Source organism: Cardiobacterium sp. Marseille-Q4385 (assembly GCF_916618745.1).
Taxonomy (GTDB): domain Bacteria; phylum Pseudomonadota; class Gammaproteobacteria; order Cardiobacteriales; family Cardiobacteriaceae; genus Cardiobacterium.
On record NZ_OU745373.1, the window covers coordinates 918,935 to 941,112 of the forward strand.

20 protein-coding genes and 2 pseudogenes are annotated in these 22,178 nt (G+C 56.1%); 10 read left to right on the forward strand and 12 right to left on the reverse strand.

Annotation, left to right across the window (positions count from 1 at the left end; all coding sequences use genetic code 11):
* The first annotated feature begins 3 nt into the window (after positions 1-3).
* From LG374_RS04380 to LG374_RS04395, 4 genes and pseudogenes are all read left to right on the forward strand, one after another.
* Positions 4-1,332 carry a hypothetical protein gene (locus LG374_RS04380; RefSeq protein ID WP_225756558.1) on the forward strand — a complete coding sequence of 443 codons (1,329 nt, stop codon included), beginning with the start codon at positions 4-6 and terminating at the stop codon, positions 1,330-1,332.
* A 153-nt stretch (positions 1,333-1,485) separates the two neighbouring features.
* A pseudogene (locus LG374_RS04385) lies at positions 1,486-2,151 on the forward strand (IS5 family transposase); the annotation flags it as partial.
* A 110-nt stretch (positions 2,152-2,261) separates the two neighbouring features.
* Positions 2,262-3,054, forward strand: a protein-coding gene (locus tag LG374_RS04390; RefSeq protein WP_225756001.1) for an IS5 family transposase whose coding sequence is annotated in 2 segments (ribosomal slippage) — positions 2,262-2,525 and positions 2,527-3,054 — 792 coding nt in all. Because the reading frame shifts where the segments join, the coding sequence is not laid out codon by codon here.
* Positions 3,051-3,227 (forward strand): hypothetical protein, encoded by a 177-nt coding sequence (locus LG374_RS04395; protein ID WP_225756559.1) that lies wholly within the window; start codon positions 3,051-3,053, stop codon positions 3,225-3,227. Before LG374_RS04390 ends, LG374_RS04395 begins: the two co-directional genes overlap by 4 nt.
* On the opposite strand, the gene LG374_RS04400 is transcribed toward LG374_RS04395, so the two are convergent.
* Together LG374_RS04400 and LG374_RS04405 are read right to left on the reverse strand one after the other, a co-directional pair.
* A complete protein-coding gene (locus LG374_RS04400; RefSeq protein ID WP_225756560.1) occupies positions 3,197-3,343 on the reverse strand; it encodes a hypothetical protein in 147 nt (48 codons plus the stop codon). The genes LG374_RS04395 and LG374_RS04400 overlap by 31 nt on opposite strands.
* 6 nt (positions 3,344-3,349) lie before the next feature.
* A complete protein-coding gene (locus LG374_RS04405) occupies positions 3,350-3,508 on the reverse strand; it encodes a hypothetical protein (RefSeq protein ID WP_225756424.1) in 159 nt (52 codons plus the stop codon).
* A 406-nt stretch (positions 3,509-3,914) separates the two neighbouring features.
* Here LG374_RS04405 and LG374_RS04410 point away from each other — a divergent pair, with 406 nt between their 5' ends.
* Positions 3,915-4,586 carry a hypothetical protein gene (locus tag LG374_RS04410; RefSeq protein ID WP_225756561.1) on the forward strand — a complete coding sequence of 224 codons (672 nt, stop codon included), beginning with the start codon at positions 3,915-3,917 and terminating at the stop codon, positions 4,584-4,586.
* 124 nt (positions 4,587-4,710) lie between these two features.
* Entirely contained in the window at positions 4,711-5,361 is a 651-nt protein-coding gene (locus LG374_RS04415) for a hypothetical protein (RefSeq protein ID WP_225756562.1), read from the forward strand.
* Positions 5,362-5,472: 111 nt separating this feature from the next.
* On the opposite strand, the gene LG374_RS04420 is transcribed toward LG374_RS04415, so the two are convergent.
* Positions 5,473-5,757, reverse strand: coding sequence for a hypothetical protein (locus LG374_RS04420; protein WP_225756563.1), 285 nt, complete (start codon positions 5,755-5,757; stop codon positions 5,473-5,475).
* An 18-nt stretch (positions 5,758-5,775) separates the two neighbouring features.
* Between LG374_RS04420 and LG374_RS04425 the strand changes: the two genes are divergently transcribed.
* The 3 genes and pseudogenes from LG374_RS04425 (at position 5,776) to LG374_RS04435 (ending at position 9,004) form a co-directional block, all read left to right on the forward strand.
* Complete coding sequence (locus LG374_RS04425) at positions 5,776-6,420, forward strand: transposase (RefSeq protein WP_225756564.1); 645 nt, start codon at positions 5,776-5,778, stop codon at positions 6,418-6,420.
* Positions 6,421-6,445: 25 nt separating this feature from the next.
* A pseudogene (locus LG374_RS04430) lies at positions 6,446-6,871 on the forward strand (IS5 family transposase); the annotation flags it as partial.
* Positions 6,872-8,407: 1,536 nt separating this feature from the next.
* Entirely contained in the window at positions 8,408-9,004 is a 597-nt protein-coding gene (locus tag LG374_RS04435) for a transposase (RefSeq protein ID WP_225756565.1), read from the forward strand.
* A gap of 212 nt (positions 9,005-9,216) precedes the next feature.
* On the opposite strand, the gene LG374_RS04440 is transcribed toward LG374_RS04435, so the two are convergent.
* From LG374_RS04440 to LG374_RS04465, 6 genes are all read right to left on the reverse strand, one after another.
* Positions 9,217-11,436 carry a transferrin-binding protein-like solute binding protein gene (locus tag LG374_RS04440; protein WP_225756566.1) on the reverse strand — a complete coding sequence of 740 codons (2,220 nt, stop codon included), beginning with the start codon at positions 11,434-11,436 and terminating at the stop codon, positions 9,217-9,219.
* Between the two features lie 568 nt (positions 11,437-12,004).
* Entirely contained in the window at positions 12,005-12,397 is a 393-nt protein-coding gene (locus LG374_RS04445; protein ID WP_225756567.1) for a hypothetical protein, read from the reverse strand.
* A gap of 10 nt (positions 12,398-12,407) precedes the next feature.
* Positions 12,408-13,259 (reverse strand): hypothetical protein, encoded by an 852-nt coding sequence (locus tag LG374_RS04450; protein WP_225756568.1) that lies wholly within the window; start codon positions 13,257-13,259, stop codon positions 12,408-12,410.
* Positions 13,260-13,310: 51 nt separating this feature from the next.
* Positions 13,311-14,207 (reverse strand): hypothetical protein, encoded by an 897-nt coding sequence (locus LG374_RS04455; protein WP_225756569.1) that lies wholly within the window; start codon positions 14,205-14,207, stop codon positions 13,311-13,313.
* Between the two features lie 7 nt (positions 14,208-14,214).
* A complete protein-coding gene (locus LG374_RS04460; protein ID WP_225756570.1) occupies positions 14,215-15,180 on the reverse strand; it encodes a hypothetical protein in 966 nt (321 codons plus the stop codon).
* Between the two features lie 239 nt (positions 15,181-15,419).
* A complete protein-coding gene (locus LG374_RS04465) occupies positions 15,420-17,273 on the reverse strand; it encodes a M48 family metalloprotease (RefSeq protein ID WP_225756571.1) in 1,854 nt (617 codons plus the stop codon).
* Between the two features lie 140 nt (positions 17,274-17,413).
* On the opposite strand from LG374_RS04465, the gene LG374_RS04470 reads away from it, so the two are divergent.
* A complete protein-coding gene (locus tag LG374_RS04470) occupies positions 17,414-18,583 on the forward strand; it encodes an SEL1-like repeat protein (protein WP_225756572.1) in 1,170 nt (389 codons plus the stop codon).
* A 129-nt stretch (positions 18,584-18,712) separates the two neighbouring features.
* On the opposite strand, the gene LG374_RS04475 is transcribed toward LG374_RS04470, so the two are convergent.
* The 3 genes from LG374_RS04475 to LG374_RS04485 are packed head-to-tail and all read right to left on the reverse strand — an operon-like array spanning position 18,713 to position 22,029.
* Positions 18,713-19,171: a hypothetical protein gene (locus LG374_RS04475; RefSeq protein ID WP_225756573.1), complete on the reverse strand. Its 459-nt coding sequence runs from the start codon at positions 19,169-19,171 to the stop codon at positions 18,713-18,715.
* Between the two features lie 24 nt (positions 19,172-19,195).
* Positions 19,196-21,010 carry an FAD-dependent 5-carboxymethylaminomethyl-2-thiouridine(34) oxidoreductase MnmC gene (mnmC, locus tag LG374_RS04480; RefSeq protein ID WP_225756574.1) on the reverse strand — a complete coding sequence of 605 codons (1,815 nt, stop codon included), beginning with the start codon at positions 21,008-21,010 and terminating at the stop codon, positions 19,196-19,198.
* Between the two features lie 2 nt (positions 21,011-21,012).
* The gene (locus tag LG374_RS04485) at positions 21,013-22,029 is read right to left on the reverse strand and encodes a nitronate monooxygenase (protein ID WP_225756575.1); all 1,017 of its coding nucleotides are present in this window, start codon (positions 22,027-22,029) and stop codon (positions 21,013-21,015) included.
* Positions 22,030-22,178 lie beyond the last annotated feature (149 nt).

Below are 22,178 nucleotides of genomic sequence, written 5' to 3' on the forward strand. Positions count from 1 at the left end.
CCCATGCCCGACGAAACCCAATCGCACTTCACCCCCGACCTCGCCAATCCGCAGACTCTTGTCTGGCGCAACCGTCAGGTTGATTACCGAAGCGGCATTGCCGCATCGCTCTTTATCCTGATTTTCCTGTGGCTCAGTCTGTTGCCACCAGCGGGCGTACAGCAATCATGGCGCACGGCAGGAGTGCTCCTTACCGTCTTCCTAACAGCACTTATCTACTGGCGTCATGCCGTTTACGACTTCTTCTGCGACCCGCCGCTAGCCATCTGCGACCCGCAGGGACTGACCCTGTACGGCTACTACGGCAAAATTAGCCACCAATGGCGCTGGGACGCCCTGGAACAAGTGACAATCAGCTATGACGCGACACCCTTTGAAGAACTCCTTGACAGTTCTCACGCCATTTTGTGCATCACCCTGCGCAACACCGGCGACGGCTACCTACCACCACTGAAGCTGCATGTGGACGGTCTGGACGGAGCTTCAGAACTCAACGCACTTGCTATTGCCGCGCAGCGCTACATTGACGGCGAAACGCCCGTGCCCGTTACCCTGCCCACAGGCTGGCAACGCGACTGGTACAAATACCCCGACCTTGTCCAACGCGGCAACCTCAACCACTTCTGGCTGCTCCTGCCCCAGCTGCTATTGCTGAAAATGACGATCACAGCGGGCAAACACCTCCATGCCGCCACAGCGGACGATATCGTCTTCTATATCCCGCTATGGTGCCTTACAGCGATTGCCACCATCGCCGTCTGCCTCAATATCCGCCACAACTTTTTCCAACGCACACAGCCGCTCGCCCGCGCCGACTGCCACGGCCTGCATCTGGCACTGCGTCGTACTCCCATTCGGGGTATGCCCCTGCTCTTCACAGGACCGCTGAATACCCATATCCCATGGCAGGAAATGCGCAAATGTGTCAAACACCTATCCCCCAATCTCTCTTGGGGTGGCAACTACACACAACACATCGGCCTTATCAGCCGCGACGGTCAGCACCGCATCATCATCACCGAATGCCTCGGCAAAAACGATGCACCGACCGAAGACCTCTGCGTCACCATCCGCGCCATCCTTGACGGCACCGTGTCACCCACTACCTCGTCCTACCCGCCGCTGCGCGTCCGCCCCTTCGCCTGGTACCTCTTCGCCGCGAATACCGGTTACGCCCTCGCGCTCTGCGGCAGCCTTCTGCCCATATGGACGCTCTGCATCGCCGCTTTTGCCAACCTCGTCATCCTCGCCCTACCCTGGCAGTGGCAGGCAGAATTTAGCGCCCCGCCACCGGATGCCCCGCCGCTGATGCGGGAAAAACCGCACGCCTGATGCCTGCCTGCGGGAGCATCAGGTACTTGTGCGCCTGCGGTAGTCTAGTTCGATGAAGAAAGCGGCAGCGGCCAGCGTCATGTAGGCGACGACGAGGGCAAGCAGGGCCTTAGAACGTGTTCATTGTCTCAGCCTCTGCTGTAAACTATTAGCATGAACAGAAAAACCTACCCAAGCGATATCAGTCGCGAGCAATTTGCTCCTCTCCTTCCCCTGCTGGAAAGTGCCCGTAAACGCACAGCGCCACGTCAGGTGGACTTGTACGATGTCTTTTGTGCCATTCTCTATCTGCAACGCACTGGCTGCTCCTGGCGCGCTTTGCCGGGCGACTTCCCCAAATGGCGCACCGTGCATTCCTACTTCCAGAGATGGACTGAGCCACGCGAGAGTGGCATCAGCATCCTTGAGGAAGCATTAAAAAAATCAGGTAGTTGCGGAGCGCCGCAAGCAGGGACGCCATGAAGCAACCACTTTCCTGATTATTGATGCGCAGAGTGTGAAGAACACGGATACCGCCATAGAAAAAGGCTACGATCGGGCAAGAAGGTTAGCGGTATCAAGCGGCATATAGCGGTTGACACGCAAGGTTTGCCGCATGCCCTTGCGGTAACGACGGCGGATGTTACGGATAGAAAAGGTTGTCTTTTGGCATTAAAACGCGAACTGGATAATCTTGGTGCGATACAAAAAATCCTTGCTGACGGTGGTTACACGGGCAAGGCATTTGCTTCGTCGGTACAGGAGTTGATTGGTGCGGAGGTAGAGATTGCCAAACGAAACGAATTGCACCGTTTTGCAGTATTACCGAAGCGATGGGTATACGCCGCGGTTTACCGCGCTTCAGTGCACTAAAAAATTTGCTTTTTTGGGATTTTGAACAGGTTCTTAGAACGTGTTCATTGTCTCAGCCTCTGCTGTAAACTATCGGCATGAACAGAAAAACCTACCCAAGCGATATCAGTCGCGAGCAATTTGCGCCTCTCCTCCCCCTGCTGGAAAGTGCCCGTAAACGCACAGCGCCACGTCAGGTGGACTTGTACGATGTCTTTTGTGCCATTCTCTACCTGCAACGCACTGGCTGCTCCTGGCGCGCTTTGCCGGGCGATTTCCCCAAATGGCGCACCGTGCATTCCTACTTCCAGAGATGGACTGAGCCACGCGAGAGTGGCATCAGCATCCTTGAGGAAGCATTAAAAAAATCAGGTAGTTGCGGAGCGCCGCAAGCAGGGGCATCATGAAGCAACCACTTTCCTGATTATTGATGCGCAGAGTGTGAAGAACACGGATACCGCCATGGAAAAAGGCTACGATGCGGGCAAGAAGGTTAGCGGTATCAAGCGGCATATAGCGGTTGACACGCAGGGTTTGCCGCATGCGCTTGCGGTAACGACGGCGGATGTTACGGATAGAAAAGGCTGCCTGCTAGCATTGGAACGTGGGCGGGATAATCTTGGGGCGGTACAAAAAATCCTTGCTGACGGTGGTTACACGGGTAAGGCATTTGCTTCGTCAGTACAGGAGTTGATTGGTGCGGAGGTAGAGATTGCCAAACGAAACGAATTACACCGCTTTGCGGTATTGCCAAAGCGATGGGTAGTCGAGCGCAGTTTTTCCTGGTTGGAAAAGAACAGACGGCTTTGGAAAAACTGCGAGCGTAAGTTGAGTACCAGTCTGCAAATGGTAGCTTTGGCTTTCTTGGGAGTCCTGCTACGAAGACTATGAACACGCTCTTAGAGAAAGGCATCCAGCACGTTGTTGAGCAGGGCAAAGCCGCGTTCGCTGGTTTTCAGGTGCTGTTCGATGTCGGCTTCTATCAGCCCTTGCGCGATGAACTGCGTCAGCGTTGCCCGCAGTTCGTCCAGGGTCAGCGCGCTGCGCTCGTGCCGTGCAGATAGGCGGTTGGCACGCCGTCTTTCAGGCGCAGGGCGTTCATCATGAATTCAAATACCTGTTCGTCGCGCGGCACGGTGAAGCGCTGGTCGCGGTAGGGGCTGTCGCCCGCGCCCGCCACTTTTTGCTACGCCCCCGGCGCGCGGTATTTGCTGCTGCGGCTGATGCTGCCGTCGCGCGTCTGTTTGCCGTGCGCGCCGGCGCCGATGCCGGGGTAGTCGGCGAATTTCGCCTGTTCAAAGGTGCCGGGGTTGGCTTCCAAGGTGATTTCGCAGCTGTCCGGCAAGGGGCTTAGCGGTTGATGCCGTCGAGCAGCGCGTCAAAGGCGGCACCGCGCAACAGGCTGGGCGTGCCGCCGCCGATGAAGATGGTTTCAATCGGGCGCAGGTCGAGGTCGTGCGCGAGGCCGGCTCGTCGTTGGCTTCATCGACTACCGGGAAGAGGGCGCGGCAGGTGCGCAGGATGACGATGCAGGCGAGGAGCGGCGGCAGTAGTTCATGAGAATTATTATGGTGGGAATAATTCCTGGAATGATGATATATTTTTGGGAAGACATGGATAATGATGACGAACGGAAATATGGACAGACGGATTTCTAGCTGTCACGCAGAATGGCGACAGGCACGCCAATAAAGGTATTCTTGGTGAAGGTGCAAATATGATATTTGCTGGATTACGGCAGGAGGAATTCCATGAAACTAAACGAATATGTTGAAGTGAGGCCGCCCCGGTCGCAGCAATACTATAACCGGGTTTATTTGGGGCTGATCGCCGGGCTGGTCTTGGTCGTTTTTGTTCTGTTCCCCAAAAGAGGCATGGAATTCAAGCGGTATTTGAGCTTTGACCAGCAAAAAGGAGACGTCATTTATGTCAAAAGCAGCTCAAGAATACCCAGTAGGGCATCGCGGACGGACTCGGCAGAAGCCAAGAAGCAATATCCCGTCTTTCCGTCTATGACGATTGTAATCAATGACAAAAATTGGTATTGCCAGTGCTATTTTAATCATTGCTACAGCCGGGATTACTTTAATAACCCGCCCAACAGCAGGATTCCTGATGACCCTACAAGGAATCGCCGTACAACCATGATAGAAAGCATAGAGGTTCTGCAAACCAACCGGTATCGGTATTGTGTGGTCAGTAAAATGCGTTATTTGGGAGAGGATTATGATTTAAATGCGGCATATAACGGACACGGCAAGATATTTTTACAAGATGAGCGTTTAAGAAATATTGAGCCCATACGGTATGTACATTATAGAGTGCTTGCTTATACAATATTTGCAATATCTTTATTTATGAATATTTGTTTTAATGTAATTGATATTAAGAAAGATAAAGGGGATATAGAATGGCAGCTTTAAGTTCTAAATCTATATATATTCTTGCAAGAAGAGATGAATTGCCCCATGAAATTAACTCTATTGTTGGTGCTTCTGTTAGCTACACCGATTATTCCGACTTCCCATCTACACCAGGAGAAATACTATGATGCAAAAATATTTTAACTGGATTAATTTGGTTATATTTTGTGTGATCCTGCTGATGGTATACATAGATGCACGTGTTATGACACAAAAACAATTTAACTGGATATATTTATTTCTATTTTTTGCATTCTTGCTAACGCGCCATGTCATTTTTCCGATAACGACGATTGAGTTCAAAAAGAAATTGGTTTTTGATAGTGCCAAAGGAGATGTGATTATTGCAGATGGCGATTCCAGAACGCCAATCATGTATGCCCAACGCAGCCTTAGGCCTGATACCCGCCGTTCTCTAAATCCTTTTATGGAATTAAACATTAATGGAAAAACGTATTATTGTGATTGCAATTTTTCGCCATGCAAGAATCGAGATTATTTTAACAAATCTTCTGGCAATGATGCTATTGAAAAACTAGAGATACTGCAAATTAATAAAAAAAGAAGCTGCCTGATGCTGAAAATGAATTATCTAGATATGGATTATAATCTTAGTTCTTTTCAGGTAAATTATCTATTGCAAGATAATAAGCTGAAAGAAATTGAGCCTCGGAATAATGTAGAAAATAGGTTTATTGTTTATTGCTTTATTGTATTTTTGCTGATATCTACTCTTTTCAAAAATGCAAAAAACATTTTTCATAACGAACCTTAAAGGAGAAGAAGATTATGCCTAATAAAATTGCAAATACCGTTTATGCTATTTTTACGGCGTAATGGACAAATTTCATGCTAAAAATCGCTGTAGCCCTTACGCTGCAAGGCTTTACGCGAGGTCAAAACCTTTGAACACAAAAAATGCTTTTTCTGCGGCTCCAAACAGGTCAAGAAAAACGGGCATCGTGATAACGGGAAACAGCAATACCATTGCGGCTCCTGTAAGCGCCAATTCATAGGGGGCCAACGCCTTAATCCCAACACCCTTTGGCAGCGCTACAGCGAAGGCAAGCAAAGCGCCGCACAGCTTGCCGCGCAGTACGGATGCAGCATCAAAACCATCCGTCGCCACCTCGCCAAAGCCGCTACACAGGGCGAATGCACGCTGCCACAAGCACCTGTTAACCTCATCATGGACACCACCTATTTCGGTCGAAAATGGGGTGTCATGGTTCTCTACGACGCTCGCAGCAAGCGAGCCTTGACTGTGACGGTAATTGAGCGGGAAACCAATGCGCTCTACACGCAGGCGGTCGCTGCATTGCGAGAGAAAGGTGTTGTGATACAAAGCATTATCTGTGACGGCAAAAGCGGTTTGCTGGGCGTTTTCCCGGATGTACCCATACAGATGTGCCAATTTCACCAAATAAAAATCATCGTGCGCCACCTGACCAGGAAGCCTAAAAGCCCAGCAGCACAGGCGCTGCGGGCTCTGTCATTGACCCTGACGGAAACCACTCAGGCGGCGTTTGAAGCGGCGCTCAAGCGCTGGTACGAGCAGTACGCCGCCTTCCTGAACGAACGCAGTGTGAACGAGAAAACAGGCCACTCACACTACACGCATAAGCGTCTGCGCGCCGCGTACAACAGCCTGAAACGGCATCTGCCATGGTTGTTTACCTGCGAGCATTTTCCCGACCCGGGTATCCCGAATACGACCAATTTGCTGGAAGGGAAATTCAGCGAAATGAAGCAGCTTTTGCGGTGTCATCGGGGCTTAAAAAAGGAGAGTAAGCTACGGTTTATAATAGATTATTTCGCAAAGGAGCCGGCCTAAAAACACCTATTTTGTCCATTACGCCGAAAAAGGCTACGATGCGGGCAAAAAGGTTAGCGGTATCAAGCGGCATATAGCGGTTGACACGCAGGGTTTGCCGCATGCCATTGCGGTAACGACGGCGGATATTACGGATAGAAAAGGCTGTCTGCTGGCATTGGAACGTGACAAGGATAATCTTGGGGCGGTACAAAAAGTCCTTACTGACGGTGGTTACACGGGTAAGGCATTTGCTTCGTCGGTACAAGCGTTGATTGGTGCGGAGGTAGAGATTGCCAAACGAAACGAATTGCACCGTTTTGCAGTATTGCCGAAGCGATGGGTAGTAGAGCGCAGTTTTTCCTGGTTGGAAAAGAATAGGCGGCTTTGGAAAAACTGTGAGCGTAAGTTGAGTACCAGTCTGCAAATGGTAGCTTTGGCTTTCTTGGGAGTCCTGCTACGAAGACTATGAACACGTTCTTAGGGCTGATGGGGACAATGCAGCGATGCAGGTACAGACAGCTGCCGTAGCCGAGGATGACCACAGCGGTGAACAGAACATTTGCCCAAAAGAAACGGCGGATAGCAGGCGGTATCTCGGCCAGGATGATGGGGATCTTGCCGGAGGTAAGCGGTGGCAGCGGGCGATGATCGATGATGGCCTCAACAGCAGCAACGATTTCCCTACCCGGCCATACATCCTCTTCCCCACTCAGCGTTCTTTTGTGATAGTTGCTGAGGCGGTCGGTGATGCGCAGGTAGTTGAAGGTATGGCGCCCTTTCTTCTCTTCTGTGATTTCGATATGGGCGATGTCCGTCCAGGATATGGAAAGCGGGGGAAGGACGCTGCCTCTGTTGCTGGTTTCGAGGAAATGCAGACCATTGTTATCAATGACGATGCGCCGACACAGCCCGCTGTTTCTGTAATAGCGATGGTAGTGGTTCAAGATCTCAAACAGGTCAAAGAAACCGACGACGATGGCGACAGTAATGGTTCCCTGCGGGAGATCGGGCCAGTATTGAATGAGACCAGGCCAGCAGAAGGCCAGCGCGAGGACGGGCAGCAGCAGATTGCTGCTGCTCAACCAGACAATATCATCCTGCGGTTTGTACCAGATGTGGTTAATGTCGGCAGAGGGCGCGGGCGGGACGGACGGTGCCCGACCGTGCAAGTAGCCGGTGGCGACAACGGCAATGGCGAGGAGGGTTTCCATATCGCGCCCGAGGCGAAAGTCGCGGTAGGTCAACGCTTCGTCATCGCGCGGGATGATGCGCAGGCCGTTATTGCGCGCACTAACGCTATCGAGCGCCTGCCAGCGCCATTGGTACTCAATGCGCTGGTTACTGTTATAAATGGTCAACCCCTGCGGGTCGCAGATAACGGCGGGCGCATGCAGGTTGCCGCCTGCCTGACTGGTGGCGTAATAGCTGGGTGTCAAGATGCCAAGCATCAACCACAGCAGCAGGGTAGCGATTAGTATGCCGCCCGGCGTCTGGGTGAAAGGAAGGGCGAAGAGGACGATAAAACCCAGCCAGGAGAAGATGAAGTAGCCACGATCATCGCCACAGTCGTATTCATATTCATGCCCGCCCCAGCCACGGGTGCGCGGATCGTTGAGATCAGGAATAAAGTTAGACATGAAAAATCCTGTGATGAGATGGTGGGTGCCAGGAATTTTGTGGGGTACGCAATGCCGGCGCAAGCGCTTGCTACGCGGATGAAGCGCTTGGTAGGCGTAAGCGGAACAAACACCGGACTATATAGTTAAATAGCAAAAAACAGTAACCATCAAAATCATGACTTATCCAACCTATATCCGTAAAAAAATCCTTGCATAACTCGAAGATAGCTCCTATCGCGAAGTAGCTCCAGACACCGTATCAGTCCCAACACCCTCGCCACCTGGAAGAAACAGCCACAACCCAAAGGCAGCCGCCGTTCTACGCCCCGCCTTCTCACAGAAGAACTCATCCGGCAAGACGTGGCCGAGCACCCTGATGACTATCAATGGGAAAGGGCTTGCACGTTTGGGCTGCTCGTAGAACGGCATCTGCAAGGCGCTCAAGCGCTATCGCATCACCGTTAAAAAAAGACTTCCACCATCGCAAGGCGGACGAAGAAAGACACCGTGAATTCCTCGAAGTAAAAAGCATCTATGAAGAACGGCTGCCTCCATTTGTTTATATCGATGAAAGTGGCTTCAGAAAAGACATTTCCCGTCCTTACGGCTATGCAGCACGCGGGCAAAAATGCGCAGGCGTATCCGGATGGAGCAAGGCACAAACCAACGTTATCGGCGCCCTGCGTGGCACGGTGCCATTTGCTTTCACTGCCTTTGATTGCAGCATAGACAGCGATGTTTTTCACACATGGGTGGCAGAAATACTGCTGCCGGAACTACCCGCGTGCAGTGTGATCGTGATGGACAACGCCTCCTTCCACAAACGGCAGGACACGCTGGATGCGTTGCAGGCTGAGGGGCATACGGTGCTGTGGCTTCTTCCCTATAGCCCGGATTTCAACCCGATAGAGAAGATGTGGACATGGATCAAGCGATTGAGGAAACAATGGCGGTTGGCCGATGTGAATGCCCTGCTGTTTTAGTTCTTTATCCTTGTTACTCCTTATTAGCGATTTGACTATAAGTGAAGTTTGCGCTGACTTGCCTCAAGGTGAAAGTTAGGGAAAAGGCGTTTTTGCAGAGGCACCAGTTGAATACCCCTGCTTGCAGCATTTATGCATAAAAAAACGGCTACTTGCGTAGCCGTTTTTCGGGTAACAATCAAGCTGTAAGAACTGCTTGATATATTTGGCGATTAGTCGCTGTATACGTTGTTACCGTCATCACCTTGGAAGGTGTTGGTTTCGCCGCGGGTTGCACCGAATACACCACCCCAATCATTGGTACCGTAAGCGTCGCCGTAACGATCGGTATCTTTGACGCTGTTGAAGGAACCACCCATTTCTTGAGCTTTATCACCGAAGAAGGAGGCCTTAAAGGTAGCATCATCATCACCAGTGATGTACACACGGTCAGCTGAACCAACTACAGTATTACCAGTAATGGCACCTTGGAATTGGACCAGCTTGTCTTTGGTTGTGGCATTCTTGGTCGGGTCAAGCAACCAGGTGTTATAAACTTCACCGGTAACGCGTTTGTCGTTGAAGTTCACACGAGCTTCGACGAAGTTACCCAAGCCGATGCCACTTGTGGTGCTGCCGGCAGGAGCAAAGGCGTTAGGCAGATCGCGGCCTTTATTGCCGGTGCTACCGTGGAAGCTGTTGTCGATACCGTACATGAGGGCGTGACCATGGTAAACAGCGCTTTGGTTGCTCGGCAGGGCAGCCATTTGCTCGATGCTGGTAGCATCAGTACCACGGTAGAAGTAGTTATCTACACCACCGTCATTGTTCTTACGAACAAAGTCGCTACGCATGAAGTTGTCCTGATATCCAGTTTGTCCGGCATCCAGGTCAAGGTTGTTGCTAACACGACCATACTGAACACGAGTCAGGGTCATCGGTCGTGCACCCAAGCTGTATTGGGTAGCGAGGTTTTCATTGTTGGCATCGTACTCAGCAACGAAGGTTCTTGCGCCAGAGTAGCTGTTCAGCGACAGCGGGTTAACAACGTTGTTGTCAGCATAGGCCAAGTGATAACGACCGAAGATACGGGTAGTAGTGTTGTGATGATCTACCCATTTACCTCCGTCATAGTTCAATTCTTGACCCAAGGTTGACAGACCGCCACCGACACGGACGAGACCGTTGGTTGCTGCACGGCTATCACCTTTCAATACTGTATTGGTGCCATCAACTTCACCGAGCGCTGCGTTAGCTGGATCGAGTTGGGCAGTCGGGATGCTGTCAGTACCACGACGGGTAAATTCGTTTTCGAATGCGGTTTCCGGGGTGCTCCACCAGACCAACCCTTTACCGTAGCGGCTGCCATTGGTGTGGTTATGGGCAAATTTAGCCGTTACAGTACGCTTGGTTTCTTCAAGTGCAGTACCAGCAGCGTTCACTTCTTTTGTAACGCCTCTGTAGTAGTAGATATCTTGGCCTTTACCATCTTTCGTGTTGGTGCTGCTTTCCAAGCCGTAAACAGGAGTGCCCGCAACTACCCCGGTTTGTCTGGATTTCTTCCAAGTTGCCGGATCAATAATCGCAGTGAAACCATCAGCACCGTCGGTAGAATAGACGCCTGGACCTGTAGCACCAGCTAAAGCGCCAGTCAAGGTAGACCACGCTCTCGGGCTCGTGTTATAAGCCTCATCGGCAGCCGCGATGGCAGACGGATCGTCGGGGTTAACTGGAGTTGTTAGAGGTGTAACCACCCGTGCATATTTGGTTGCCGCAGTTGAACCAGCTTTTGTTACTACCGCGTTGAAAACTTTGGCACCATCGTCCTGCAATGTACGTTTGATCGCACCATTGCTATCTACGTTATTGTTGACTTGGAGACCTGCTGCGCCTGCTCCATCATTATCCCGGTCGACGTACATACCAGCCAGCACGTCAACGTTCTTATAGTTTTCTTCCTGCAAGCTGACACTGTCCAAATCGCCACGCAGGAATGCACCAGTAGCTGTCAACGGTTTGGGGTTACTGCTACCAGCAAACTGTGCTTTTACCGGCTGACCATCGGCACGAACCAGTTCTTGACGAGCGAGAACGATGTTGGTCAGGCTCGGGTTTTGGTCATTCAGGGTTACACCCAACAACGGAGAAGCTGAAGCCTGTTTGCTCGGGTTGTTGGCGCGGTCATATTGAGAACCTTCGCGACGGACATATTGCAGGGTACCAACGGTAGAGACTTTAGTCAGGTCTTTGTTATCCACAACTTTGGTCCCGGTCGGGTCAACAGTCTGTTGCTCGTCGGCCTGATTGTTGTTGTTATTGTTGTTATTGTTATTGTCCGGAGTTGACGGAGTTTTCGGATCCACCGGACGGTTGCTGTTGTTGTCATCACTGCCACCGCAAGCGGCAACGCCTACTGCTACCAAGATAGCGAGAGAGAGATTAGTCAGTTTCATACAGGATGTACCTTCTTGAACTTGAGTTGAAAGAAAATTTTCCATAGCCACAACTTGGCTGGCGAGCATATTAGCGAAAGCATTTTGGCTTTGCAAGCTTTCCGATGGGGTTTTTGTAGTTTTTTTGAGACGACAGGCTTGACAATCAAGTTTTTTGTTGTTTTTTCAGCCGAGTAGTCTTAGGGAAGGTGATACCTCTCTGTCGCATGACGGATACAGACGGTTCTTCGCTTGCGACTAAATGCGTTTTCCATCGGCCCAGCTTCTTTGTGCGAATCCCGGGATTATGTGCGTCAAACGGCGTGGTTGAGCGTTCCTTGATTCTTTGGATTCGCCCTGAGGATGCCCTTTCCCCATCCGCTTGCGGGGAAAGGATGGCCAGAGCGGGGTGTCCGCCAAGCAGGTCGAATACCGGGTTCGCACCAAGATAAAAAAGGTGGACCAAGGCCCACCTTTGCGAATTGTGGCTATTGCTCGGCCATTTCACGATAAATACCGCCCCGGCGGGCGGCACAAGCATGTGTTTTTATTCTTGCCGATGACGTTGCGTAAGCGGCGTAGATTAGCCTCAGAAGTTGAAAAATGCTTCGTGTTCGCCGCTCGCGGTTTTAGCGATCAGCGCTTGTTTCAAAGTAGCAATGATGTGCTCGTGCGCTTTGCCGTAGCAGTCGGCGGGAAGGGTTTCTTTGAGCTTGTAGAGTGTGATGCGCGCCGAGGTCAGCGGTTCGGGTTCAAGCAGGAAACGGTAATACTCGCCGTGGAGGCGGAGGTAGTAGTGCCAGAGGAAGTCCAGCGGTGCGGTGTCGGCTGCGGGAGCTGCCCAGAGAGCAGCATCGTGGTCGGCATCTACCCACCAGCTGTTGGGAACGGCGGGCGGGGGAAATGGCAGGATGCCGCTATCGATAACGTGTTGCAGGGCGGTGCGTTCGCTGTCGCTGAGGGTAGCTTGATGGAAGGGCATGGCGTTCTCCTCAGGGCATTTCGCGACGCACCGCGCTTTGCAATTCTTCTTTGCGCGCGGTGACGGCGTCAATTTCCGCTTGCACTGCTTCTTCCGCGACGTAATCGCCGTTCGCGTTCCAAGTGCTGCTGTCGCCGCCGTCGTCTTCGCTGGTGCGGAAGTGCATGAGCGGGCTACCGTCGGCGCGGTAGTAGAGTAGTTCGAAGTTATCAGCGTCTTCCAGGTCTTCAAAGGCCATGATGCGACCATCCGGGTAGTAGTAGCGGTTGCCACGGCTGATATCGCCGACGGCGGCATAGGGATCGCCGTCTTCTTTGGCGATGTCAAACGGCAACGCGCTCTGCATGGCAAGGATGCCGTTCTGGTAGTAGTTGTGGCGGCCAAGATCGGCGCCACCTTTGTAGTCCTGGGTGGCGAGGATGCTGCCGTCTTCGCGGTACCAGACGATTCTGCTGTCGCTCATGCCGCTGTCGAAGTCGTGTAGTTTGGCCTCTTTTTTCAGGATGATGGGGGCGGTTTGCGGCTTGCCGTTGTCCTGATAGTAGTCTTGGATGACGTCGCGACCGTCGGCGGTTTTGCCAAGGACGACACGGTAATAACCGCCAGCGGTTGCCTTGTTGACGGGGGCACCGCCCGCGTCGAAGTAGTAGGTTTTTTCATCGCCCGGGGTGTAATCAAGGTTGATGATGCCCGCCTGTTCGGCGCGCAGGATACCGTCCGGCAGGGTGGCGGTGAGGCGTGGCGGCAGGGTGTAGGTGTTGATGCTGATGGTTGGCGTGTCGTCTGCAGGGGCGGCTTTTTCTGGTGCAGAGGCGAGGGTTACGGCAAGGACAAGGCCGAGAATGACGGGGAGTTGGATCATGGTCATGGGCTCCGGTTGAGGAAGATGCGCATTATATGGGGTTTTTTGTGGTTATTTCGGGAAGAGATTGGCGCAGACAAGGGCGCAGAGGGCGATACTGAGGATGCCGCCGAGCAGCATTTTGCCGTAGTCGCCGAGGCCGGGTGGGTCTTCTGGGTCTTTTGGCAGCAACAGGAAGGTGAGCGCGAGGGCAATGACGGCAAAGCGCAGGGTAAGCGGCAGCGGCGCAGCGCTCTCTTCGTAGCTGCGGTACAGCATGAAATGGCCATAAGCGACGAAGGTGGCGACGGCAACCGCTTGGGGGATGCCGTAAACGCTGCGTCGCAACCGCCAGGCGGCGAACCACAGCGCACAGGCGAGATAGGGCACGAGCAGCTGCGCGCTGCGGTTGAGAAAAAAGTACTCGCTGAAACGGCTGGTATCGCCCGCGACCGGCAGCAGTAGATGGCAGATGACAGCGCCGAGGACGGGGAAAGCGAAGACGATGCGCCAGTAGGGATAGCGACGTGCGCGCCAGTCGCGACGGTCTTCAAAGGTCGGCTCCGGGCGTGGCAGAAGCGAATACGCGAGCTGTGCGAAGGCAATCATCCTGATCGCGAGCACGATAAGGATTTCCCCCAGAAAGGGCGGCGCAAAATGGACGTATAGCGCCTGCTGGTAGGGGAAAAACGTCTGCGGCAGGCTGAAAAGTCCGATCAGCATCATGGCGCGGCCAACGCCCTGCTGTTCGCGTTCGGCACGGCCAAGAAACAGCGGCAAGGCGGTGAGGACAGCGGCAATAACGGCAGCGCCGCAGAGTACGGCGAGAGTACGGGGGTCAAACGGCATCATGCTGCCAGCGAGGAAGCCGGGACGGAGGAGGAGATAAAGCAGTGCGGTGAGGATGACATTGCCGAGGATGAAGCCACCAAGGATGCGGGCGTAAGGGTAAGGCGGGCGATAGGACATGGCAGTGCTAAAAGATAAGAGTGTACAGATAAGGGAACAGCCCAACAGTCAGCACGATGCAAAGCGCCGCCCAGCTGAGGCCAAGGATAGCCAGCATAATAAAATCGACTGTGGTCGTGTGCCAGTGCGGTTCGGGTGGCAGGAATATCAGAGCCACAATCAGCACCGCAATGGCAAGGCGAGCGGTAAGGATGGCGGCAAGGTTCATTTCTACCCCGCTACCGCCGTAATACACCGAATTTGCTGCGAGCAGGGGAAAAATGAACATCGCCGGCACAATGACGGCAGTCAGCACATGAATAATACCTGTTGCCGTGCGCCGCACCCGCCAGGCGGCGAGCCACAGCCCCAAAAACATGCCGGGCATGAAGAGCAGACTCATATCTTTGGGAATATTGCCCAGCCGAATCGAGCGGAAGAGGACGAGTATCAGCAGACAATACAGCACGCCGTAGAGCAGGCCCGTCAGCAGCGGGAAAGCACAGATAACGCGTACATAAGGATAGTCGGGCGGGGCACTATCGATATCATCTGTATCTTCGGCAGGCGGCAGGAAACGGGTGGAGAGCAGGCCATAAATCACTGCTGTCAGTGTTACCTCCCCCAAAATGGGCAGAAGCTGGGACAGTAGCAACGCGAACGACCACTGTTCACCCGGCAGAAGGGGAAAATCTCGCAAGGAATAAACCATGATGCCTAAGTGCACCAATAGCCCCAGCACGACCGCCATCCATATCGTGCGACGGATACCGTCCCGGGTGCGTGTGACACGCCGCCACAGCAGCCAGGCGGTGAGCGGCAGGGCACAAGCCAGTTGCAGGAGGACGATTGATCGCAAAACGGGCAGCAGACTGCTAGGGCTGCCAAGAATAAACGGATAACGCAGGATAGCGGAGACAAAGGCCAGCAGGATGCCACCACCAATGAAACCGAGAGCGACACGCATGTAGGGGTACGGGGCTGGATAAGACATAAAAACTCCCTGCGCAGATGAACGATACTCGCATGATACTGTGCCTGACAGCAGAGCCGCCAAGCGGGATAAACACTGGGCTCAAGCCGCCGCTCATGGCCTGGTTAATGCAATAGTGCCTATCCTCTGCCTCGTTTTCCGTAACGGTATCAGGAAAAATGAAAAAGCGTGTGCTTGCGCCGCTTGGCAACTGTTTAGGTACGCTGGTTTTATCTGCTGCCCACCCGGCGATTGCTACGTCATTCACCCGCAGACAGCGCTTGGGGCATTAACAGGTGTTGCAGGGCGAAGCGCAGATGTGCCTGTTTGAGGGTGAGTTGCGGTTTTTGGCGGTAGTAGTTGGTGAGGCTGTTGTATAGGGTTTGCCGGTAGGGTCGCGCGAGGCGGCGCAGTGTGTCGCCGTGGCGGCAGAGTTGCAGGCTGCTGGCGGATGTGTCGGTGTTGAGGGGTTGCCATGCGGGCGCTTGGCTGAGTGCCGGCCCCTTCGTCAGCAAGCGCTGGTAGGTGCTTTGCGGGTTGGGATCATCGGGATCGTCGGCGGCGAGGTAGTTGTAGAGGTAGGCGATGGCGGTTTCGCGGGCGCGGTAATCGTCGTTATTGTCGGGGATGCAGGTGGCGCGCCAGGCGAGGTAGGCAGTGTGTTCGTAGCGGCTGAGTTCGCCGTCGTGCTGGATGAGGCGGCGGATTATCGGGTCAAGGTAGCGTTTGGTGGCGATGTTGAAGTTCAGCGCGGCGCGGCTCAGGTAGGCGATGAGGGCGAGGCGTTGCAGCGGGTCGCTTTGTTCGATGGTGCTGTAGGCCCGGCGGCAGGCCGTTTGCATGGCCTCAGGCAGGAGGGCGGCTTTTTCGAGTTCGGCATAGGCCGCGCCGCTGTGGTAGGCGAAGTAGGCAAGCAGGGCGGCGACGGGATCGTCAGGGGCGGGTTGCAGCTTGGCGGCAAGGAGGCGGTCGTAGGTGGCTGGCGGGTAGCTGGGGTTGGGTTCGGGCGGCGGCGCGATGGGTTGCAGGGGTGCGGCGGCCCGGTTGTTGCGGCAGGCGTCAATGTTGCTCAGGATGGCGCGCAGTTCGGCGCCGCTGATGTTGCCGCCGCCCCAGGTTTTGATGCGCTCGCGCAGGGTGGGATGGGTTTGCAGGCGTCGCCAGCCGGGGCGGCGGTAGTCGATGAAGTAGATGTGGGCGCGGTCAAGCAGCGAGCGACGCGGATGGATGCCCTGGGTATGCAGGGCGTAGGCTTTTTTCAGGGCACCGACGAGGGCGCTGCTGTCGCGGGTGTATTGCACGGCGCGGGCGTCCGCCATTTCTTCACGGTGCCGGGCGAAGGCCGCTTGCAGGAGGCGGCCATAGAGGTAAAGGATGCTGCTGCTGGTGATGAGGTTTGTTTCGTCGTCGGTCATGCGCAGGATTTGTCTGCCACCCCTGACTTCAGGGGTGTAAAGGTGTTCTTCGCCACGCCGGCCGCCGCCGTTGCTGTAATAGCAGGAAAGCATGGCGGTGAGGCGGTTGTAGAGGACGGGGTCGCCGTTTTCGATGTGGCCGAATTCGTGGGCGAGGACGGCTTGCAGTTCGTCGCGGCTGAGGTTGTCGAGTGCGCCCTGGCTGACGGCAAGGGCAAGGTCGCCGTTTGTGTCGCTGAGGGCGAAGGCGTTGATGCTGTGGTCGTCGCGCAGGACGTAGGCGTCGGGGTCGTCGATGTCGGCAGCGAGGCTGAGTTCGGCGATAAGGTTGGTGTAGCGGCGTTCTGCCGGGTCGTTATTGGGGCAGGCAGGGGTAGCGCCGAGGGACGCCGCCTGTTCGTCCACTGTCATGGCATCCAGGGTGCGCCGCATGGTGTGGTAAGCGGTGAGGATGCGGGAGGTGGGATAGAGCGCCGCGACCAGGCTGATGATGACCGGCATGGCAAGAAAACCGATAACTCCGCCGCTGGCGATGATGGGGTGGGGGGACTTGCCGAGGGTGACAAGGCCGATAAGCGGCAGGAAGAAGACCGAGGTGTAGCCAAGATGGGCCAGCAGCAGGCTCAACCAGAAAGCGAGTTGCAGGCGGCGGCTGGCGCGCTTGGCGCGGCGGTGTTTGTCGTGAAAGCGGGTGGGCATGGCGGCCTCGTGGTGGGTGAGCAGGCGGAGTATAGCGGGGTCTGCTTTTTTCGGTTTAGCACTGCGACAAGCGGGGTAAACTGCCGGTGTTGTCCGGCAGCAGGTGTCGGCAGCGTCATCTGGTTACAAGGAGTCATTACATGGAACCCATCCGTCAAGCCTTCGCGCAACTCATCGCCGCTCACAACGGCGAGTTGCGTCAGCAACTGCAACATGCCGCTGCCGCCTGCGCGCAGCAGGATTTTGCCCCTGCCCATACCGTGCTTGTCCCGCTGGCTGCCGCCGGCGAGGCGCAGGCGCAGTTCATCCTCGGCACGTTTTATTTGTATGCGCAGGGGGTGACGCAGGATGTGCATCAGGCTATTGTCTACTGGCAGCAGGCGGCGGCACAGGGCATGGCGTTGGCGCAAACTTCCCTCGGCGCGCTCTATGCGGCGCAGGGGCGGGACGATGAGGCACGCGGGCTTTTGGCGCAGGCAGCCGCTCAAGGCGAAGGTTATGCGGCAAGCGCCTTGCAGATGTTCGGTGAACAGCCGTCGGCAGCGGTGCAGCGCGCTATCCGCATTTTGCGGGAAGGGGATGCAGACGGCGCCCGGCGCAAGCTGGAAGCGCTGGCACGCGAGGGCAATGTGGAAGCTATCCGCTATTTGGCGGTGATGTTCCAGCGCGGCATCGGTGTAACGCAGGATTATGCGATTGCGCGTGAGTGGTGGGGCGTCGCCCTGGCGTTACAGGATGATGTGGCGCAGTACGCGATGGGCGAGCTTTATTTCAACGGCGATGGTGTCACGCGTGACTATGCGCAGGCGCGTAGTTATTGGGAGCAGGCAGCGGCGCAGGGCAACAGCGAAGCGCAGCGCGGCCTGGGCATGCTTTTCCGCGACGGGCATGGCGTGGCGCAGGATTATGCCGAGGCGCGGCGGTGGCTGGCGCAGGCGGCGGAACAGGGGCTGGCGGTGGCGCAGTATGAGTTTGGCGCGCTGCATCAGGCGGGCTTCGGCGGCGCAGTAGATGAGGCGGCCGCGCAGCACTGGTGGCAACTGGCGGCATTGCAGGGGCATGTGGATGCGCAGTTGGCGTTGGGCTCGCTATTTTTGCAGCGGCAGGATTTCACCGGCGCACGCGAGTGGTTGCAGCAGGCGGCGGCGCAGAATGACGCGCATGCGCAGTATTTGCTGGGCCTCAGTTATGTGTTTGCCGATGATGTTGAGGAGCATCTCGACGATATTCATACGCTATGGCACCGCGCCGCCGCTCAAGGACATGAAAAGGCGCAGGAGGCGCTGCGGAAACTGCACGGGGAATCGTAGAGGGTGGTGCCGCAGGTTGGGTGACGAAGCGGATGTATCCCGCTTGACGCGAGCCCAGGTTTTATCCCGCTTGGCGGGCTCAGTATTGACGCCGCTTGGCGGGCATGGTTGCGTCAGCGGCATGGCGTTTTATTGGTTTATCACGCTTTTGCGTTTTGCGGGTGGCTGCGTGAGGCGACGGCGGGCGCGGCGGCGCAGGTACCACGGAAGGAAGGCCCAGAGGATGAGGAAAGGAGGAATCAGGTCTGTCAGCCAATAGGGAACTCCGGATGCGAAGTCGGTCGCGAGGTTCAGGATGAAAGCCAATAATGGCAGGAAGTATAGGTACACCCGCCCAACTTGGCGCCAGTGAAGCGGCTGTTTTTGTATGTAGCAGCGGCTGGTATCGGTGTAGGGGATTAGCCAGAACAGGCGCTGTTCTTCGGCAATTTCCCACACACGCAGACTGTATAACGGGATGAGCGGGACGTACAGGGCGATAATCCAGCAGGTGGTGATGTAGCTGCCGTCTGTATGGAAGTCGCTTTTGCCGTACCAGGTGATGCCGAAGCCGTTGATGGAGGTGATGGAGCTGTTGAGCCCTGACATGATTGTTCTCCTGTGGGTGGTGTTTTATATCTGCCCGTGTTTGAGGGCGCGGATAAGGTAGCGCGTGGGGTTGATGCGTTCGAGTTGCGGCGCAGGCAGCGGAATGGGGGTGGCGTTGATGATGGCGGTGAGGATGTCGGCGTTCAGCCAGGCGTAGGTGCAGCCTTTGGAGCCGAGGCCCTGGTGCATGTATTGGCGCGGGTGGTGCGCGATGTCGCGCATGATGGTTTTGTGGGCATCGCGGCGCAGGGCGGCGTATTCGCGCAGGACGCTGGCGGTGTCGCCGATGGCACCGACGAGCGGCATGTGGTCGCGGCTGGCGCCCCGAATGCCGACGAAGTGTCCGCGCAGGCGGGTTTGTGCACCAGGCAGGTGTTGCAGGATGGCGGCGAGGTTTTTGGCATCGTCGCTGTCGCGCGGGGTCAGGTCGGTGTCTTCCGGGTCGAAACCGGCGCCGCTGTAGATGCTGTCGTCATCAGGGATGAGGGTGCGTTCGCCGCAGTACACGCCCGGCGGCACACGGTCGCTGTAGTAGGTGCTGCCCTGTCCGCGCAGGGGACGGATGGTGTCGCGCAGTGCGGTTGCCGGGTTGAGGGTTTGTTGCCAGCCGCAGCAGTGGATGATGGCAGCGTAGTCATCAAGCGCGGCAAGGCTGGTGATGGTGGTGTTTTCGCGGCGGATATTGGGATGGTCGGCAAGGGTAGCGAGCAGGGTGGGCAAGTGGATGACGCCGCCGCGCGGGTAGGTGAGGTCGGTGGCGTCGCCGCTGATTTCGTCGGCATTCAGCAGCTGGGCGTTAAGCAGGGCTTGCTGGCGTCGTGCTTCGCGCGGGTTTTCGGCGTGGTTGGTGACGCCGCAGGGGTTGTAGATGTTGCGCGGGTAGGTGTGCAGGGCGCGCATGGCGTGATGCCAGGTGGCGAGCTGGTAGGGGCGGTCGGGTGAGTCCTCGCTGTCGGGGTTGAGGTAGGGTACGGCGAGTGGAACGTGGCTGGCGGCGGGGTGGGCGTCGCTGTGGTAGAGGGTGACGCGGCGGCCGCTTTCAGCCAGGGCGCGCGCGGTGGTGCTGCCGGCGATGCCCGCGCCAATGATGGCGACGGGGCCGTCTGCGGCGGCGGGCTGGTTATTCCAGTGCGGGCGCGGTGCAGGCAGGGTGGTGAGGGTGGCGGTGAGCATGTCGCGTTTTGCGCCGTAGCCGGGGATTTTTTCGGGGGTAAAGCCGGCCTGGCTCAGGGCGTCGCGCACGGTAGCTGCGGCGCTGAAGGTGGCAATGGTCGCGCCCGGCGCGCTGTGGCGGGCGATTTCCTGCATGAGCGCAGGCGTCCAGCAGTCGGGGTTTTTCGCTGGTGCAAAGCCGTCGAGGTACCAGGCGTCCACACGGGCACGCAGCGGTGGCAGGGTATCGCGGATGTCGCCGAGGATGAGGTGCAGGTGGATGCGCGGGTGGATTATGAGCAGGTGGTGGCCCGCGTGGTTGTGCGGGTTTTGCGCCAGGATGGCGGCACGGAGGGTGGGCTGCGGCCAGTTTTGCCAGAGGCGGGCGAGGTCGTTTGCGGCGATGGGATGGCGCTCGAAGCTAAGATAGTGCAGGCGGGCGCTCGGCGGTGCGTCGTGTAGGAAGGTCTCGGCGGTGTGGATGAGGTTGAGGCCGGTGCCGTAACCGATTTCACCGATGGTGATGTTGCCGGTGCAGCGGGCAAAACGTTCGTGCAGATGGTTGCCGTTAATGTAGGTGTGTTCGGTTTCGGCAAAGCCGTTGCCGCTGTAATAAATGTCGTGGTAGCGCTCGCTGCGCGGGTTGCCCGCGTCATCCAGGTTGAGGTGGGCGTAATCGAGCAGCATGGTCAGGCAATGAGTTGGCGGATATGTTGCGCCTGGTGATTCAGGTAGTGGGTCAGGTTCTGCGGGTCGTCGATGGCACTCAAAGCAACAGACAGCGGGCGCTCTTCGGGTTTGATATCGAAAGCGGCAGCAAAGAGGGCTTCGTCGCCGCGCAGCAGTTCTTCGTTTTCTTTGCTGAAACCGTGACGCAGGCAGCGCAGCGGACGGAGGGTGTACTGGCGGCTGATTTCGCTGTCGTATTCGCTGGCATGGATGATGCGTTCGCGGATTTCCGGGTCAAGGCCGTTTTCGGCGCAGGCGAGGAAGGGACGATCGAGCATCACCGCCTGTGCACCGCTGATGATGGCTGCGACGATATCGGCACCGTCGGTGAAGTCGCCCCAGAGGACGAGCGGTTTGTCGCTGTATTTGCGCACTTGTTGCAGGAGCGAAAGGGCGCTTTGTTCGACGCGCGGCAGGTCGTTGCTGAAGTAGCTGCGTTCACCGCCCGCTTCCATGCCTTGCAGGACGAGGGCGTCCACGCCGTAGTCGTCCGCGCTGATGGCTTCAAGCAGGTTGCCGACGATAGCGAAGGTGAAGATGTTTTGTTCTCGGATGAGAGAGAGGGTTTCGCGGTCGGGCAGACCCTGGGCAAAGCCGATGGCGCGCGGTTTAGCGGCCATGGCGATGTCGAGCAGGTCAAGGAAGTGGTCGCCGCGCTGCGCCGTGAGCGGCTCGGTGAAGAGGCGGCGTTGCAGGATTTCGGCGGCGAAGCTGTCAGGGTTGTCGCCCTGCGGCTGCTGCGGCAGCAGGTGGGCAAAACAGAAAGACGGCGCGCTATGGTGTTTGCGGTAGGCGTTGATACGGGCGGTGAGGCTGTCGCGGTTGTCATGCGCGGCAATGCGGATGATGCCGTGTGCGCCATGAGCGCTGATTTTGCCGGACATTTCAGCGTCGATGAGATCAAAGGGCAGCGGCGCCTGCCAGAAGGGATATTGGCTTTCCAGTTGCTGGCTGAGGACGTTGGGGACGAGGTACATGCGTAATTTCCTTGATTGGTATATCTGCCGGAAATTATAGCGGAAAGCCGTTTGTTCAGCCGCGCATGCGGGATGAATGCTGTTTGGCCAGGCCATGTGGCTCCGCGATGCGATTAAAGGCAGCCGGGCTTTGTTTACGGCGTAAGGCG

Coding starts and splice junctions, on each gene's coding strand:
- LG374_RS04380 (WP_225756558.1), top strand. CDS start 4: ATGCCCGACGAAACCCAATCGCACTTCACCCCCGACCTCGCCAATCCG.
- LG374_RS04395 (WP_225756559.1), top strand. CDS start 3,051: ATGAACACGCTCTTAGAGAAAGGCATCCAGCACGTTGTTGAGCAGGGC.
- LG374_RS04410 (WP_225756561.1), top strand. CDS start 3,915: ATGAAACTAAACGAATATGTTGAAGTGAGGCCGCCCCGGTCGCAGCAA.
- LG374_RS04415 (WP_225756562.1), top strand. CDS start 4,711: ATGATGCAAAAATATTTTAACTGGATTAATTTGGTTATATTTTGTGTG.
- LG374_RS04425 (WP_225756564.1), top strand. CDS start 5,776: ATGGACACCACCTATTTCGGTCGAAAATGGGGTGTCATGGTTCTCTAC.
- LG374_RS04435 (WP_225756565.1), top strand. CDS start 8,408: ATGGGAAAGGGCTTGCACGTTTGGGCTGCTCGTAGAACGGCATCTGCA.
- LG374_RS04440 (WP_225756566.1), bottom strand. CDS start 11,436: ATGAAACTGACTAATCTCTCTCTCGCTATCTTGGTAGCAGTAGGCGTT.
- LG374_RS04445 (WP_225756567.1), bottom strand. CDS start 12,397: ATGCCCTTCCATCAAGCTACCCTCAGCGACAGCGAACGCACCGCCCTG.
- LG374_RS04450 (WP_225756568.1), bottom strand. CDS start 13,259: ATGATCCAACTCCCCGTCATTCTCGGCCTTGTCCTTGCCGTAACCCTC.
- LG374_RS04455 (WP_225756569.1), bottom strand. CDS start 14,207: ATGTCCTATCGCCCGCCTTACCCTTACGCCCGCATCCTTGGTGGCTTC.
- LG374_RS04460 (WP_225756570.1), bottom strand. CDS start 15,180: ATGTCTTATCCAGCCCCGTACCCCTACATGCGTGTCGCTCTCGGTTTC.
- LG374_RS04465 (WP_225756571.1), bottom strand. CDS start 17,273: ATGCCCACCCGCTTTCACGACAAACACCGCCGCGCCAAGCGCGCCAGC.
- LG374_RS04470 (WP_225756572.1), top strand. CDS start 17,414: ATGGAACCCATCCGTCAAGCCTTCGCGCAACTCATCGCCGCTCACAAC.
- LG374_RS04475 (WP_225756573.1), bottom strand. CDS start 19,171: ATGTCAGGGCTCAACAGCTCCATCACCTCCATCAACGGCTTCGGCATC.
- mnmC (WP_225756574.1), bottom strand. CDS start 21,010: ATGCTGCTCGATTACGCCCACCTCAACCTGGATGACGCGGGCAACCCG.
- LG374_RS04485 (WP_225756575.1), bottom strand. CDS start 22,029: ATGTACCTCGTCCCCAACGTCCTCAGCCAGCAACTGGAAAGCCAATAT.